Origin of the sequence: Salinimicrobium flavum, from assembly GCF_042684505.1 — a bacterium.
Classification (GTDB): Bacteria; Bacteroidota; Bacteroidia; order Flavobacteriales; family Flavobacteriaceae; genus Salinimicrobium; species Salinimicrobium flavum.
Genome location: NZ_JBHULT010000006.1, coordinates 797,348 through 812,913, shown reverse-complemented (window position 1 = coordinate 812,913; position 15,566 = coordinate 797,348). Strand labels below are relative to the sequence as shown.

Sequence of the window (15,566 nt, the reverse complement as noted above, 5' to 3'; positions counted from 1 at the left end):
GGGAATTCTGTGAATTATGCGGGTGCAGTTCCTTTTCTTAGTTCAATTACAGAAATCTCAGGCCAAATGCCTACCCGCCCGGGATAGGCAAGAAAGCCGAATCCCCGGTTTACATTGATATACCTACCCATTTCTTCATAGATTCCGGCCCAGTTCTCATATCGGTATTGTACCGGGCTCCAACGGAACCAACCCGGGATCTCTATACCAAACTGCATTCCGTGGGTATGACCACTAAGAGTAAGATGGTATTTTCTGGGATCATTTTTGATCTTTTCCTGCCAGAAAGAAGGGTCGTGCGAAAGCAGCACCTTAAAATCATCATCGACTATAGCTGTGGCAGCTTTATCCAGATCTCCTTTTTTCTTAAAACCTCCGGCACCCCAGTTCTCTACCCCAACCAGCGCGATTCGTTGCCCGTTTTTTTCAAGGTATCGGTGCTCATTCAGAAGCAAATTCCACCCCATTGCGGAATGTACTTCCTTGAGGGCTTCAAGGTTCTCCCTTTTTGCTGCGGAAGACTCCCACTCCACATAATCACCATAATCATGGTTCCCCAAAACCGAATAAACCCCATCTTTAGCCTTCAGGCTTCCGAAGAGTCCTTTCCAGTCTTCCATTTCCGAAGCTTTATTGTTCACCAGGTCTCCTGTAAAGGTAATGACATCACTACCCTGCTCGTTGATAAGATCAATACCGTATTGTATCTTTTCAGGATTATCAAAGCTTCCCGCATGAATATCGCTTATCTGGGTAATACGATATTTGTCAAACGCCTCCGGGAGGTCATCAAAATACAATACATATTTAAGGACCTTATAATTGTAGCGTCCCTGGTACATTCCGTAGAGCAGAGAAGCAAAGGGGATAGCCGCTACTCCCATGGCGATCTGGCTAATGAATTTGCGACGTGAGGGAATGGAAAAATCCTTTTCGGTATAGGCTATTTTGTGTACTGTTCCTGTTACCAGTCTTACCAGATCTTCCCCAAACAACAGGAAGAACACCAGGAGCTTTGGCACAAAGAAAACGAGGAAGAACCCTACCGAGTAGCTTCTGGCTCCCGCCCATCCCTGTTTCTCGGGAATATTGAACTGGTATAACAAATTGGCCAGCACCAGAAGCGAAAAGAACAGATAGATATAGTAAATCCAGGTATAGCGGGAAATGGTCTTAAATGCCTGAAAGGCATAAATATCCAGAATTAAATAAATGATCACAAAAACAATCCAGCGCATGGGCAAAATTTTGGCGAAGTTACTTCTAAGGAAGGGTTAAAAATCTTTATTACAGTGAATTTAACTGATGCGTTCATAGACCCTGTTTATTCACTCAACGCCCTATGATCAAAATTAAGGCCAGAACTTTACCGGAATTTGTTATTTTTAGAACTTACCTTTTGTTGTATAATGAAAAGAAGAACGTTCATACTGAATACAAGTCTTAGCGGCATTGGCCTCAGTGCCATGTCCACCTTCCCGTTCCTCTCCTCTAACCTAAAACCCTTTAATATGTCTTTTGAGCCTGTCACCATTGCTACATGGAATTTTCCTAATGCCAGCCAAAAGGCCGGTGAAATGCTTGCCGCCGGTGCTTCTGCCCTTGATGCAGTAGAACAGGGTGTTATGGTAGAGGAAGCCAACCTGAAGAACACTACGGTAGGTAAAGGAGGCAGACCAGACCGTGATGGGAATGTCACTCTTGACGCCTGTATCATGGATCCTGGGGGCAATGCAGGTGCAGTAGCCTATTTAAAAAACAATACCCACGCCGTTGCAGTGGCCCGTAAGGTGATGGAAGAGACACCTCACGTAATGCTGGTGGGCGATGGCGCCGACCGTTTTGCACAGCAAATGGGTTTTAAAAAGGAGGAGTTGCTTACAGATGATTCCAAAGCAGATTATTTAAAATGGTTGGAAAAAAAAGAATACAAACCTTTGATCAATATAGAGAATCATGACACCATAGGGATGCTGTGTATTGACAGTAAAGGAGATATTTCGGGGGCTTGTACCACCTCCGGCCTGTCCTATAAAATGAACGGACGCGTGGGTGACTCTCCCATTATTGGTTCAGGACTGTTCCTTGACAATGAAGTGGGTGGTGCGGTGGCCACTGGAATGGGAGAAGCCATCATGAAGAATGTGAGCAGTTTTCTTGTGGTGGAACTCATGAGACAGGGAAAGCCTCCACAGGAATCCTGCGAAATAGCCATAAAAAGGATCATTGCCGGCAGTCCAAATCATAAAGACTTCCAGGCCGCTGTCATCGCGGTAAATAAAAAGGGGGAAGTAGGTTCCTATTGTATACAGGAAGGATTTAGTTACATGAAATATCACGGGGGTAAAAATGTGAACTTTTCCAGTGATTTTTATCTTTAAGCTTTTCAGATTCCCCTCCATCTACGGGTTCTTTTCTGGCAATATCTTTGTAGTTTTGAGGTCCCATCAAAAAATTAAAAATGGCTGAACAAAAACGTCTGTTCCTTCTCGATGCATATGCCCTCATCTTCAGGGGTTATTATGCTTTTATAAACAACCCTATCGTTAATTCCAAAGGCCTTGATACTTCAGCGATAATGGGGTTCATGAATTCCCTTTTTGATGTAATAAGACGGGAGCGGCCCGACCATTTGGCGGTGTGTTTTGACAAAGAAGGAAGTGATGCACGTACAGAAATGTTTGAAGCCTATAAGGCTCACCGGGATGCGACCCCCGAACCAATTCTTGCGGCAATTCCTTACATTCAGCAGATCTTAAGAGCTATGCATATTCCGGTAGTTGTGCTTCCGGGTTGCGAAGCAGATGATATTATAGGAACCCTTGCCAAGCAAGCCGAAAAAGAAGGATATAAGGTCTTTATGGTAACGCCCGATAAGGATTTTGCGCAGCTGGTTTCAGAAAATATCTTTATGTACCGCCCGGCAAGGATGGGTAACGGGATCGAGATTTGGGGGATACCTGAAGTTCAGAAAAAATTTGAGGTTGAACGGCCTGAACAGGTGATCGATTTCCTCGGAATGATGGGTGACGCGGTAGACAATATTCCGGGACTACCGGGAGTGGGTGAAAAAACTGCCAAAAAATTCCTGAAGGAATTCGGTAGTATGGAAGAGCTTTTAGCGAACACCCACAAGCTTAAAGGAAAGATGAAGGAAAAGGTCGAAGCCAATGCCGAACTTGGCAGGATGTCAAAAAAGCTCGCCGCCATCATGATAGACTGTGATGTAAAATTTCATGCCGAGGATTATGAACTCTCTAAACCCGATTCAGAAAAGGTTCAGGAGATCTTCGAGGAACTGGAATTCCGCAGGTTAAAAGATCAATTCCTGAAGATATTTTCAGGTGAGGAAACTGCCAGGCCTACACAGGTAACAAATTCCCCTACAGCCAAGGCACAGGCACAGGCCCAGCCGGCAGGAGCGGGCCAATTTTCCCTATTTGGAGAGGAAGCTTCAGAGAGCCTTGAATCTTTTTCGGGCAGGAAAACCATTAAAGAAGTACCGCATGTTTATCAGAGCGTGGCTTCAGGAATGGCCATGCAGCTGTTCCTTCAGAATTTAATGAAACAGCAATGTGTCTGTTTTGAATTCACCACTACCGGCCTTGATCCACTTTCCGCAGAAATAATTGGAGTTGCTTTCTCCTGGGAAGCCGGAAAAGGGTTTTATCTGCCTATTCCCGAAGAAAGAACTGCTGCTAAGGATACTTTAGACAAACTGCGCCCCTTCTTTGAATCTGAAACCATTGAAAAAGTAGGCCAGAACCTGAAATATGATATTAAGGTCCTGGCGAAATACGACATCAGTTTCAAAGGACCTTTGTTTGACACTATGCTGGCTCATTACCTTATCAATCCCGATATGCGCCACAGCCTCGATGTGCTTGCTGAAACATACCTTAATTATTCTCCTGTTTTTGTTGAAGAACTATTGGGGAAAGGCAAAAATCAGAAATCGATGCGTGATATTCCCCTGGAGAAACAAACGGAATTCAGTGTGGAAGATGCCGATGTGATCCTGCAGCTAAAACAGCATTTTACACCCGAATTAAAAGAAGCAAAAACAGAGAAACTTTTCAATGAAATTGAAATTCCGCTGGTGAGAGTACTGGCAGATATGGAGCTGGAGGGAATAAGGCTGGATAAAGATTTTCTGGCAAGTCTTTCTGAAGAACTTGAAAAAGATATAATCGAACTCGAGAAAGGCATTTTTGAAACTGCAGGAGAAGAATTTAATATTGGATCTCCAAAGCAGCTGGGAATCATCCTTTTTGAAAAGCTTCGGCTTATCGAAAAGCCAAAAAAAACCAAATCGGGGCAATATTCTACGGGAGAAGAAATCTTATCTGCCCTGGCACCCCAGCACAAGATCGTGCAACAGGTACTGGATTACCGCGGACTCGTTAAACTGAAAAACACCTATATAGATGCTTTACCTATGCAGGTGGATGAAACTACCGGCAGGGTTCATACAGATTATATGCAAACGGTCGCTGCTACAGGAAGGCTTAGTTCCAACAATCCAAACCTGCAAAATATTCCTATCAGGACCGAAAGGGGCAGGCAGGTAAGAAAGGCTTTTGTACCCAGGGACGAAAATCATCTATTGCTGGCTGCAGATTATTCTCAGATAGAACTGCGTATCATAGCTTCCCTTAGCAAGGAAGATAATATGATCAAAGCTTTCAAAGAAGGCCAGGACATCCACATTTCTACCGCGGCCCACGTCTTCAACGTGCCAATAGATGAAGTAACCAGGGAGCAGCGAAGCAACGCCAAGACAGTAAACTTTGGCATTGTATACGGGGTTTCTGCGTTTGGCCTTAGCAACCAGACCAACCTTTCGAGAAGTGAAGCCAAAGAACTTATCGACACCTATTATAAGACTTATCCAAAACTGCGCAACTTCATTAGCGAGCAAATTGATTTTGCACGGGAACACGGGTATGTCCAAACGGTTTTGGGAAGAAGAAGATATTTAAGAGATATCAACTCAAAAAACCAGATGGTGCGGGGTGCGGCCGAAAGAAATGCCGTGAATGCCCCCATTCAGGGAAGTGCCGCAGATATCATCAAGCTGGCCATGATCAATATCCATAAAAAACTAAACGAAGGTAAATACCAGACAAAAATGCTGCTTCAGGTACATGATGAACTGGTGTTCGATGTTTACAAACCTGAACTAGAGGAGATCAAAGGACTGGTGAAAAAAGAAATGGAGAACGCCTTTATAATGGAGGTCCCGCTTGAAGTAGAGTTGGGAGTAGGCCTTAATTGGCTGGAGGCACATTAGATAGACTATAGACGTGAGATCTTAGATGTGAGATTAAACCTTCGAAATTGTACAGGTGCCAGCGGCACGAAAACATCCATAGCCCCGGAATTTATTCCGTGGAAATAAGAGGTGTCAGATTTAAAATGCCGTAGGGACGGCCGATGCTGATATAATATCCTTATTTATTCCTTCATATGAACCGCGGGCTGAGCCCAAGGCAAATCAATCCTGCCAGATTGCATTCTTATATCAAAACAAAAAACCCCTGAAAGTAGGTTTCAGGGGTTCAATCACTGCGGGGGGCAAAAAAAGTCTTATTGTTTTTTGTAGATCATTTCGATCTTTTGGATCTCTGAGGCCACCGTGTTCCCGGGATCGGGAGCTACATAAACAGCAGCATTGGTTTCAGCTTTTGTAAGGGTCACCTTTAAAAATTGAATTCCGTTCTCTGTATAAAGAGAGATCGATCTGGTCTCTGTGTAATCAACATTGTTTACCGTAAAGTTAATGGTAAGGATATTCCCTTCCTCTACACTATAAGTGGCAGAATAATTTTTTGTGGTTTGACAGGAAAACATCCCGGTTGCAGCACTAAAGAATAATCGGGACTGGGTGGTTGTCACATTACCGGTATTTTCAAAATCGAAATACATGGCATCAAAACAATCTGTTTCTTCTAAAAGATCATTGGTGTAATTTCCATCCTGATCAAAATCTACGGTGTCTTCCAAAGAAGACATGGAATACATGTTCCAGATTCCCACCAGATCTGAGGTCATTATCTGAACATCCTCCCCGCTTGCGGTTCCTGAAACATTCAATTCATTAACGTCGCTGCTCATTTCATCTGCCGAGCATGCAATAAAAAGTGGCGCCATCATAATTCCGGCCACTGCATTAAGTAAAATTTTCTTCATAGGTTAAGTCATTCATTTTGAGGGTACAAATGTAGGAGAGGAAAATTTATTTTAATAATTTTTTAACACTTATTTTCCCATTAGTCGGTATTACATGTATTTCGTCGATAAAATAGACTATTAAGGGAACAAGAACAGGTGGGGAAGCAGGTCAATTCAGGGCAGAATTCCGGAAAGTTAACAGGAGCAAAACCGGAGATTTTCAGCCAAAATGGAGCAGCCTGAAAATCAGATTCTTTTACTCCTCCAAATTAATGATTTGCCATTTGTAATATAAATTTATAATTGTACATTTGCACCCCTGTTTTATGCAGGGAATGGAATGTTTAATTATTAAGTAAATTTAATTAGTGTGGACACATTAAGCTACAAAACAGTTTCTGCCAACAAAGCTACAGTCAATAAGAACTGGGTTGTTGTAGACGCTGAAGGACAAGCCCTTGGCCGCCTTTCATCTATAGTTGCGAAACTACTGAGAGGGAAGTACAAGGCGAATTTTACCCCACACGTTGATTGCGGAGATAACGTAATTGTTATCAATGCTGAAAAGATCAACTTAACAGGAAAGAAATGGGACTCTAAGGAGTACATTCGCCACACCGGCTATCCTGGGGGTCAAAAAAGTTTAACTGCTTCGGAATTATTTGGTAAAGGTCCTGAGAGACTTATCGAAAATGCAGTAAAAGGAATGCTTCCAAAGAACAAACTTGGAGCTGATCTTTTCCGTAACCTAAGAGTTTTTGCGGGATCAACCCATGATCTGGAAGCGCAAAAACCAAAAACTATTAACTTAAACGATCTTAAGTAATGGAAGTTATTCACAAAATTGGCCGTAGAAAAACGGCAGTTGCAAGGGTGTACCTTTCTTCAGGAAGCGGAAACATCACTGTCAACAAAAAAGACGTTCAGGATTACTTCTCTACAAGCACACTTCAGTACAAAGTGAGACAGCCGCTTAACCTTACCGGTAACAACGAGAACTTTGACATCAAAGTCAATGTTTACGGTGGTGGTATCACGGGACAGGCTGAAGCTATTCGCCTTGCATTGTCAAGAGCAATGGTAGAGTTGGATGCTGAGAACAGAACTACTCTTAAGCCTGAAGGCCTGCTTACCAGAGACCCAAGAATGGTTGAACGTAAGAAATTCGGTCAGAAGAAAGCTCGTAAGAAATTCCAGTTCTCTAAACGTTAATATTACCTGGTGCGTAAGGCACCAAAAAGTTCATTTAAACATAAGATTTTTGTTGTTAACCTGAACTGGTTTCAGGGGTTAGTTTAGCATCTAAACGCACAGGGCCGTACTATGAAAGTAGCCACCTGTGGGTTGCTATCTCAACAGAACGTAAACTATTACAAAAATGGCAAACAAAGTAGAAGTAAAAGAATTACTTGATGCAGGTGTACATTTTGGACACCTCACAAGAAGATGGAATCCAAACATGGCTCCCTATATATACATGGAGCGCAACGGGATTCACATCATCAACCTTTATAAGAGTGCTGCTAAAATGCAGGAAGCCGGAGAGGCCCTTGCAAAGATCGCAGCCAGCGGTAGAAAAATACTCTTCGTAGCTACCAAGAAACAGGCAAAGGAAATCGTTGCTGAACAAGCCGAAAGAGCTAACATGCCTTACATCACAGAAAGATGGCCTGGTGGTATGTTGACCAACTTCATCACCATTAGAAAAGCCGTTAAAAAAATGGCCTCTATTGACAGAATGAAGAAAGACGGTACTTTCAACACCCTTTCTAAAAAAGAACGCTTACAAGTAGATCGTTTAAGAGCTAAGTTGGAGAAAAACTTAGGTTCTATTTCTGAAATGAGCCGCCTACCGGGTGCGCTATTCGTGGTAGACATCACTCGTGAACACATCGCGGTTAAAGAAGCTCAAAAATTAAACATTCCAATTTTTGCAATGGTCGACACCAATTCAGATCCAAGAGATGTGGATTATGTGATCCCTGCAAATGATGATGCTTCAAAATCAATCAGCAAAGTTGTTTCTTATGTTGCAGATTCTATAGTAGAAGGATTGTCTGACAGAAAAGCCGGAAAGGATAAAGAGGATTCTAAAGAGGATTCTCCAGCTGAAGACAAGCCGAAAAAAGTTACTAGAGAAAGAAAGCCAAAGTTAGAAACTGAAGTTCCTTCTACAGATCCCCAGGATCAGAAAGATATGAAGGAAGCTCAGGAAGACGTAAAACTGGAGTCTAAAAAAGAGACTTTGGAAAAATCACGTTCTAACGAAGGCGAAGAAGAATAGTAAGACATACAGTTAATCATATGAGTCGTTTAGTTTCTTTCTCCGCAAATTAGCTAAACGACTTATTCATTCAATAAAACATTTAAGACTATGGCTAAAATAACCGCCGCAGAAGTAAATAAATTAAGACAAGCTACCGGTGCCGGTATGATGGATTGTAAAAAGGCACTAGTTGAAGCTGAAGGAGATTACGATAAAGCTATCGAGGTCCTTCGTAAAAAAGGTCAAAAAGTAGCTGCTAACCGTGCCGACAGAGAATCTTCTGAAGGAGTTGCGATCGCTAACGTAAATGCAGACAACAGCAGAGGTGTAATAATATCTCTTAACTGTGAGACAGATTTCGTTGCTAAAAATGACTCTTTCATTCAACTGGCAAAAGATTTTGCAGATCTTGCTATGGATGTCAACTCTAAAGAGGAATTACTTTCAAAGGATTACAAAGGGATCACAGTTCAGGATAAATTGACTGAGCAAACCGGAGTAATTGGTGAGAAGATCGAGATTGGTGACTTCAGAACCCTTGAGGCTCCTTTCGTTGGGTCTTACATCCACGCCGGTAACAAGATCGCTGTTCTTACAGGTCTTTCTGCAAAGACAGCCAACGCTGAAGAGGTAGCCAAGAACGTTTCTATGCAGGCTGCTGCCATGAACCCGGTTGCCCTTAATGAAGAAGGTGTTGACCAGTCTATCATCGAGAAAGAGATCGAGATCGCTAAAGATCAGTTAAGACAGGAAGGTAAGCCTGAAGAAATGTTAGACAATATCGCTAAAGGTAAGATCAAGCGTTTCTTTAAAGACAACACTTTGGTTAACCAGGATTTCATCAAAGACAGCAAAATGTCTGTTGCTGAATACGTGAAGTCTGAAGATGCAAACCTTAAAGTTGTTGCTTTTGAAAGAGTTGCTTTAGGATAATTTCTTCGGAAAAAATCATATTAAAACCCGCTTCTGAAAAGGAGCGGGTTTTTTGTTTGTACTTTAATCAACCCTTTCAGGGTTTGGAACCCCGAAAGGATTAAATCCAGAAAAAGCTCTGGATCTTGATTCTTGAAGCACAGTGGTCTTGAATCTTTTTAAACCGCGCAGCGATCTTGGTTCTTCTTTAAATCCTTTCAAAGACCATGATCACTTCATCACTTTCAGGAGTAGAAAGGTACAGATTACCTATTTTGAACCTTCCCGGTTCGATCTTATTAAAATACAGTTCTGTGGTTCCCTGCTGTCCGGCGAGGCTTAAGAAAATAGCATTTCCGTCAATCCTGTAGGTATAATTTTCCTGGTTACCTTCACCGTCTATCCTGCTCATCAGGTTCTCTGCCGTAAAGATGAGGGTAGTGCGATCTTCCACCGGCGTTACTTCTATCCATTCCCCCCGCAGGTTTTTTTCGACAAGTTCATCACTTCCACAAGAAGTCACCGTAACGAGTATCATTAACAAGAAACCTTTAAAAATAAATACTTTTTTCATAATCCTGTTTTACTTCGGAAACGTCATTTTCCGTTAATAAAAGTATAAAATTCCCGCCTCCCTCCTGGTGGGTACCAATTATATTTTTTGCCGTCTATATCACATTAATAATTTCATTAGTTTTGCACAACCCATTCAAAATTTATACATGCACTACAAAAGGATCTTACTTAAACTTTCAGGAGAAGCCCTTATGGGTAATCGCCAATACGGGATAGATCCCGAACGGCTGGCAGAATACGCAAAGGAGATCCTTGCTGTCACCAGCAAAGGGGTTGAAGTAGCCATAGTTATAGGAGGTGGAAATATCTTTAGAGGTGTGGCAGGAGCCAGTAAGGGAATGGACCGGGTAACCGGAGACCACATGGGAATGCTGGCCACCGTAATTAACGGATTGGCACTCCAATCTGCTCTGGAAGATGCCGGTATTGAGACCCGGTTGCAGTCTGCCATTAAGATCAACGAAGTTGCAGAGCCCTTCATTAGACGTAAAGCCATGCGTCACCTCGAAAAAGGTCGCGTAGTGATCTTTGGCGGAGGTACGGGGAATCCTTACTTCACTACAGATTCTGCAGCAGTCCTGAGGGCCATTGAGATCCAGGCAGATGTGATCCTTAAAGGAACCCGTGTAGACGGAATCTATACGGCAGATCCTGAAAAGGATAAAAAAGCCACTAAATTTGACTTTATTAGCTTTGATGATGTCTTGACAAAAGGACTCAAGGTAATGGATACCACTGCCTTTACCCTAAGCCAGGAGAATAAGTTACCCATCATAGTTTTTGATATGAATAAACCCGGAAATCTTGAAAAAGTGGTAACCGGACAGAACGTAGGGACCAAGGTCAATTTATGATCCCGGTCTGCATTTTGAAAATCAGTTTTTAAATTAGTTTAAAAAAATGAACGACGAAGTAGATTTTATTATTGACAGCACAAATGAGGCCATGCAAAACGCCATTTTGCACCTGGAAAAGCAATTATTGAACATCAGGGCAGGTAAAGCCACCCCGGCCATGCTGGGAAGCGTTCGGGTAGATTACTATGGAAGCCTTACCCCTCTTAACCAGGTAGCCAATGTGAACACCCCCGATGCGCGCACTTTAAGCATCCAGCCGTTCGAAAAGAATATGATCACCGCTATTGAAAAAGGGATCATGCAGGCAAATCTTGGTTTTAATCCCATGAATAATGGTGACAGCGTGATCATCAACGTTCCGCCGCTTACAGAGGAACGCAGGCGTGAACTTGCCAAACAGGCTAAAGCTGAAGCTGAAGATGCTAAAGTAGGTGTACGTAATGACCGAAAAAATGCAAACCAGGAGATCAAAAAACTGGATATTTCTGAAGATCTTACGAAAATAGCCGAAGCAGATATTCAAAAGTTAACCGATACTTACATCGAGAAGATCGAGAAGATCCTGGCCGTTAAAGAAAAAGAGATAATGACCGTGTGATCACTCCAGATCAAATAATCCTAAAGCGGCTCCCGGCCGCTTTTTTTGCACTTAAAAAACAGTTTTTCCGGCCTATTTCTTCCCCTTCGTTTTTCTTGAAAGTGAACAGTCTTTCTTACCTTTGCAGCCTTGATTTCTAACGAATGTCCAAGTTTCTGAGTTTTGAGTTCTGGAATACTGTTGCACGCACCATCCTTCGCAACAGGATCCTAATCCTAATATTGATCTTTCTAATTACCGTCTTCCTTGGTTCCCAATGGAAGAACATGAAATTTTCCTATACCGAAGCAAACCTGCTGCCAGATGATGATGAAATAAATCTGCAGTATCAGCAGTTCCTCGATAAATTTGGCGAAGAAGGAAACCTGATCGTGATGGCGGTCAATGATCCGGCACTTTTCACTCCTGAGAAATTCAGTGCCTGGAACCGGCTTGCTGAACAGCTGAAAGATTTCGAGGCAGTTGATTTCACGATCTCATTAGGTGACCTTAAAAAACTTCAAAAATTTGAAGATCCCGGAAGGTTTGAAATGGTCCCTTTCATTACTGAGCCTAACCCGGACGGTGTAAAGGTAGAAGAATACAGAGAGGAACTATTTGAACGACTTCCTTTTTACGAGGGGCTGGTTTACAGCAAAAAAAGCAATACCGTACAAACGGCCATTTATCTCCATAAAGACATCGTGAATTCAGAGCTTCGGCGTGACTTCGTCGTGGAAGAACTTATTCCGCTGGTAGAGAATTTTGAGAAGGAACAAGGGCTCAATGTGTATGTCTCAGGGATGCCTTACATAAGGACGCTCAATTCCCAGAACATCATAGATGAAATAGGACTCTTCATAGCAGCTGCCCTGCTGGTAACTTCCCTTATCTTCTTCTTTTTCTTCAGGTCTTTCAGGGCTACCATAATTTCGATGGTCACTGTGATTATTGGGGTAATGTGGGCATTTGGGGTACTTGGCCTGCTTCATTACGAAATAACAGTGCTTACCGCTATAATTCCGCCGTTGATCATCGTGATTGGGATACCCAACTGTATCTTCCTGATCAATAAATACCAGCAGGAGATCAAGAAACATGGCAACCAGGCCAAATCCCTGCAGCGGGTAATCACCAAGGTTGGAAATGCCACTTTATTGACCAACCTTACCACTGCTTCAGGTTTCGCAACCTTTATTCTTACTGACAGTACTTTGCTGACAGAATTCGGTATTGTAGCTTCTATTAATATCTTCGCCATCTTCATCCTAAGCCTATTGATCATCCCGATCACTTACAGTTATATGAAGGTTCCGAAGCGAAAACACCTCAAACACCTGAACAAACGGTGGATAGGAGGTTTTGTAGACTGGATGGAACGAATGGTAAGACATCACAGGATCAGCATTTTCATTATTTCAGTCATTCTTCTGGCGGTTAGTATAATTGGCATTTTCAACATCAGGATCTCAGGCAGCCTTTTGGAAGATATGCCGGAATCTGCCGACTTCTTTAAGGATATAGAATTCTTCGAAGATGAATTTGACGGGGTGATGCCCCTGGAGATCCTTATAGATACTCAACGGGAAAAAGGGGTCATGAAGCTCACCACTCTAAAGAAAATGGAACAGCTGCAGGAGCGCCTTTCAGAAGAGGAGGAACTGTCAAAACCTATCTCTGTAGTGAACCTTGTGAAATATTCCAAACAGGCTTATTACAATGGGAACCCAAAATATTATCAATTGCCCACTTCCCAGGAACAGAACTTCATTTTACCCTATGCAAAGGGTCTAGGCGGGGAGGACGGAAATTTGTTGAGCACTTATGTTGACAGTACCGGCCGTTATGCCAGGATGACCACTTTCATGAAAGATATAGGCACAAAAGAGATGGAAAGGATCGAGGAAGACCTGTGGCCACAGATCAATAAGATCTTTCCTGAAGACCGTTATTCGGTCGAGATGACCGGGAAGGCCCTCATTTTTCAGAAAGGGACCAATTACCTGGTGAAGAACCTGGTGATCTCGCTAAGCCTTGCCATTTTCCTCATCGCTTTGCTTATGGCCTGGATGTTCAAATCCTGGCGAATGATCCTGATCTCCCTGGTACCTAACCTATTACCCTTACTGGTTACTGCGGGGATGATGGGCTTCCTGGGGGTACCCATCAAACCCTCTACCATCCTGGTATTCAGTATTGCTTTTGGGATCTCTGTAGACGACACCATACATTTCCTGGCTAAATATAGACAGGAGCTCAAGGCCAACAACTGGAAGATAAAACGCTCTGTTTATGCCGCTCTTCGGGAAACAGGAGTAAGTATGTTCTATACCTCTATCGTGCTCTTCTTCGGATTCTCGGTTTTTATGATCAGTAGTTTTGGAGGTACCGTGGCACTGGGAGGACTGGTTTCGGCCACCTTACTGTTTGCCATGCTCTCCAACCTGTTATTGCTGCCCGCCCTGCTTCTTTCCCTGGAGAAGGAAATTGCAAATAAGGAAGTTCTTAAAGAGCCAGCCATTGATATTATATCCGAAGAAGATTCCTTTCCTGAAGATGAGGAAGAAGAAGATCCCAAAAAATAGTAAAAAAGGTATTTTCCGGAATAATTTTTATAGAATTTTGAAGAACTCATTTACTTGCTAAGCTTCAGGGGAAAAATTATCTTTGTTCCCCAAATTCAAGAAGAAATGATAAAAGGCAAAGTCGCTGAACTTTTAGAGAGTACGCAGTATTTACAGGAAGTAGAGGTCAAAGGATGGGTTCGTTCTTTCCGAAGTAACCGTTTTATTGCCCTAAATGACGGATCTACGATTAACAACATTCAGGCTGTGGTTGATTTTGAGAAGATGAACGAGGCCCTTCTTAAACGTATCACAGTTGGTGCTGCCATAAAAGTGAACGGTACTTTGCAGGAAAGCCTTGGGAGCGGCCAGAAAGTTGAAATACAGGTCTCTTCAGTAGAGATCCTTGGAGATGCAGACCCTGAAGAGGTCAAACTTACTATTCTGTCCCCAAAAAGACATACTCTTGAGAAACTCAGGGAGCAGGCACATTTGAGAGTGCGCACCAATACTTTTGGAGCGGTGATGCGTCTTAGATCTAAATTGTCTTTTGCGGTACACAGTTATTTTCAGCAGAACAATTTCCATTACGTCAATACTCCTATCATTACAGGAAGCGATGCTGAAGGAGCCGGAGAAATGTTCAAGGTGACCGCTTTTGATCTCGACAATGTTCCCAAAACAGAAGATGGAAAAATAGATTTTAAGGAAGATTTCTTCGGAAAGGAGACCAACCTTACGGTTTCGGGTCAACTGGAAGCAGAGACATACGCTTTGGGACTTGGACAGGTTTATACCTTTGGCCCTACCTTTAGAGCCGAAAATTCGAATACTTCCCGCCACCTGGCAGAATTCTGGATGGTAGAGCCCGAAATGGCTTTCTGCGACCTTGCCGGAAATATGGATATCGCCGAAGATTTTATTAAATACGTTCTACGGTACATTTTGGAAAACTGTAAAGATGACCTGGCTTTTCTTGAAGAGCGCCAGGCCAGTGAAGATAAAATGAAACCTGAAGCTGAAAGAAGCCCCATGGGACTTACAGATAAACTAAAGTTTGTCATAGAGAACAATTTCAAAAGGGTAAGTTATACCGAAGCCATCGACATTCTTAAGAACTCTAAACCCAACAAGAAGAAGAAATTCAACTATGTCATAGAAGAATGGGGAGCAGACCTGCAAAGCGAGCACGAAAGGTACCTTGTAGAAAAGCACTTTAAATGCCCCGTAATTCTTTTTGATTACCCTGCTAATATCAAAGCCTTCTACATGCGCCTTAACGAGGATGGAAAAACCGTTAGGGCTATGGATATTCTTTTCCCAGGTATTGGGGAGATCGTTGGAGGGTCCCAAAGGGAAGAAAGGCTTGAGGTGTTAAGAGACAAGATGAAAGCCCTGGATATTGATGAAAAGGAACTCTGGTGGTACCTCGATACCCGTAAATTCGGAACCTGTGTGCACAGTGGATTCGGACTTGGATTTGAGCGCCTGGTGCAATTCGCCACCGGGATGTCTAACATAAGGGATGTTATACCATTCCCCCGCACACCCCAAAACGCCGAATTCTAATTATATGCTGTCCTAAAGTACTCATAAAACAATCTTCAAAGTTTTACGTTTGAAGATTGTTTTTTTATTTT

At 42.7% G+C, this 15,566-nt stretch carries 13 protein-coding genes; 10 read left to right on the top strand and 3 right to left on the bottom strand.

All coding sequences use genetic code 11. The annotated features are described in order from the left end of the window. Positions 1 to 14: 14 nt before the first annotated feature. A complete protein-coding gene (locus ACFSTG_RS07125) occupies positions 15 to 1,238 on the bottom strand; it encodes a metallophosphoesterase (RefSeq protein ID WP_380750248.1) in 1,224 nt (407 codons plus the stop codon). Between the two features lie 171 nt (positions 1,239 to 1,409). Between ACFSTG_RS07125 and ACFSTG_RS07120 the strand changes: the two genes are divergently transcribed. Beyond that, positions 1,410 to 2,381 carry a N(4)-(beta-N-acetylglucosaminyl)-L-asparaginase gene (locus ACFSTG_RS07120; protein WP_380750245.1) on the top strand — a complete coding sequence of 324 codons (972 nt, stop codon included), beginning with the start codon at positions 1,410 to 1,412 and terminating at the stop codon, positions 2,379 to 2,381. Positions 2,382 to 2,461: 80 nt separating this feature from the next. Continuing rightward, the gene (gene polA / locus ACFSTG_RS07115) at positions 2,462 to 5,293 is read left to right on the top strand and encodes a DNA polymerase I (RefSeq protein WP_380750242.1); all 2,832 of its coding nucleotides are present in this window, start codon (positions 2,462 to 2,464) and stop codon (positions 5,291 to 5,293) included. Positions 5,294 to 5,589: 296 nt separating this feature from the next. Here polA and ACFSTG_RS07110 read toward each other — a convergent pair whose 3' ends face one another. Continuing rightward, the gene (locus ACFSTG_RS07110) at positions 5,590 to 6,192 is read right to left on the bottom strand and encodes a hypothetical protein (protein ID WP_380750239.1); all 603 of its coding nucleotides are present in this window, start codon (positions 6,190 to 6,192) and stop codon (positions 5,590 to 5,592) included. Between the two features lie 352 nt (positions 6,193 to 6,544). Between ACFSTG_RS07110 and rplM the strand changes: the two genes are divergently transcribed. The 4 genes from rplM (at position 6,545) to tsf (ending at position 9,373) form a co-directional block, all read left to right on the top strand. Continuing rightward, positions 6,545 to 7,000, top strand: coding sequence for a 50S ribosomal protein L13 (gene rplM / locus ACFSTG_RS07105; RefSeq protein ID WP_380750236.1), 456 nt, complete (start codon positions 6,545 to 6,547; stop codon positions 6,998 to 7,000). Next, entirely contained in the window at positions 7,000 to 7,386 is a 387-nt protein-coding gene (gene rpsI / locus ACFSTG_RS07100; RefSeq protein WP_380750233.1) for a 30S ribosomal protein S9, read from the top strand. The genes rplM and rpsI overlap by 1 nt, the downstream gene beginning before the upstream one ends. 166 nt (positions 7,387 to 7,552) lie before the next feature. After that, positions 7,553 to 8,458, top strand: coding sequence for a 30S ribosomal protein S2 (gene rpsB / locus ACFSTG_RS07095; protein WP_380750230.1), 906 nt, complete (start codon positions 7,553 to 7,555; stop codon positions 8,456 to 8,458). A 90-nt stretch (positions 8,459 to 8,548) separates the two neighbouring features. Further along, a complete protein-coding gene (gene tsf, locus ACFSTG_RS07090) occupies positions 8,549 to 9,373 on the top strand; it encodes a translation elongation factor Ts (RefSeq protein WP_380750227.1) in 825 nt (274 codons plus the stop codon). Positions 9,374 to 9,560: 187 nt separating this feature from the next. Here tsf and ACFSTG_RS07085 read toward each other — a convergent pair whose 3' ends face one another. Further along, complete coding sequence (locus tag ACFSTG_RS07085) at positions 9,561 to 9,926, bottom strand: hypothetical protein (RefSeq protein WP_380750224.1); 366 nt, start codon at positions 9,924 to 9,926, stop codon at positions 9,561 to 9,563. Positions 9,927 to 10,074: 148 nt separating this feature from the next. On the opposite strand from ACFSTG_RS07085, the gene pyrH reads away from it, so the two are divergent. The 4 genes from pyrH (at position 10,075) to asnS (ending at position 15,495) form a co-directional block, all read left to right on the top strand. After that, on the top strand, positions 10,075 to 10,782 hold the full coding sequence (gene pyrH, locus ACFSTG_RS07080; protein WP_380750221.1) for a UMP kinase: 708 nt from the start codon (positions 10,075 to 10,077) through the stop codon (positions 10,780 to 10,782). Positions 10,783 to 10,828: 46 nt separating this feature from the next. Continuing rightward, positions 10,829 to 11,383: a ribosome recycling factor gene (gene frr / locus ACFSTG_RS07075; protein ID WP_380750218.1), complete on the top strand. Its 555-nt coding sequence runs from the start codon at positions 10,829 to 10,831 to the stop codon at positions 11,381 to 11,383. A gap of 143 nt (positions 11,384 to 11,526) precedes the next feature. Next, positions 11,527 to 13,947: an efflux RND transporter permease subunit gene (locus tag ACFSTG_RS07070; RefSeq protein WP_380750215.1), complete on the top strand. Its 2,421-nt coding sequence runs from the start codon at positions 11,527 to 11,529 to the stop codon at positions 13,945 to 13,947. A 105-nt stretch (positions 13,948 to 14,052) separates the two neighbouring features. After that, positions 14,053 to 15,495 carry an asparagine--tRNA ligase gene (asnS, locus tag ACFSTG_RS07065; protein WP_380750212.1) on the top strand — a complete coding sequence of 481 codons (1,443 nt, stop codon included), beginning with the start codon at positions 14,053 to 14,055 and terminating at the stop codon, positions 15,493 to 15,495. Positions 15,496 to 15,566 lie beyond the last annotated feature (71 nt).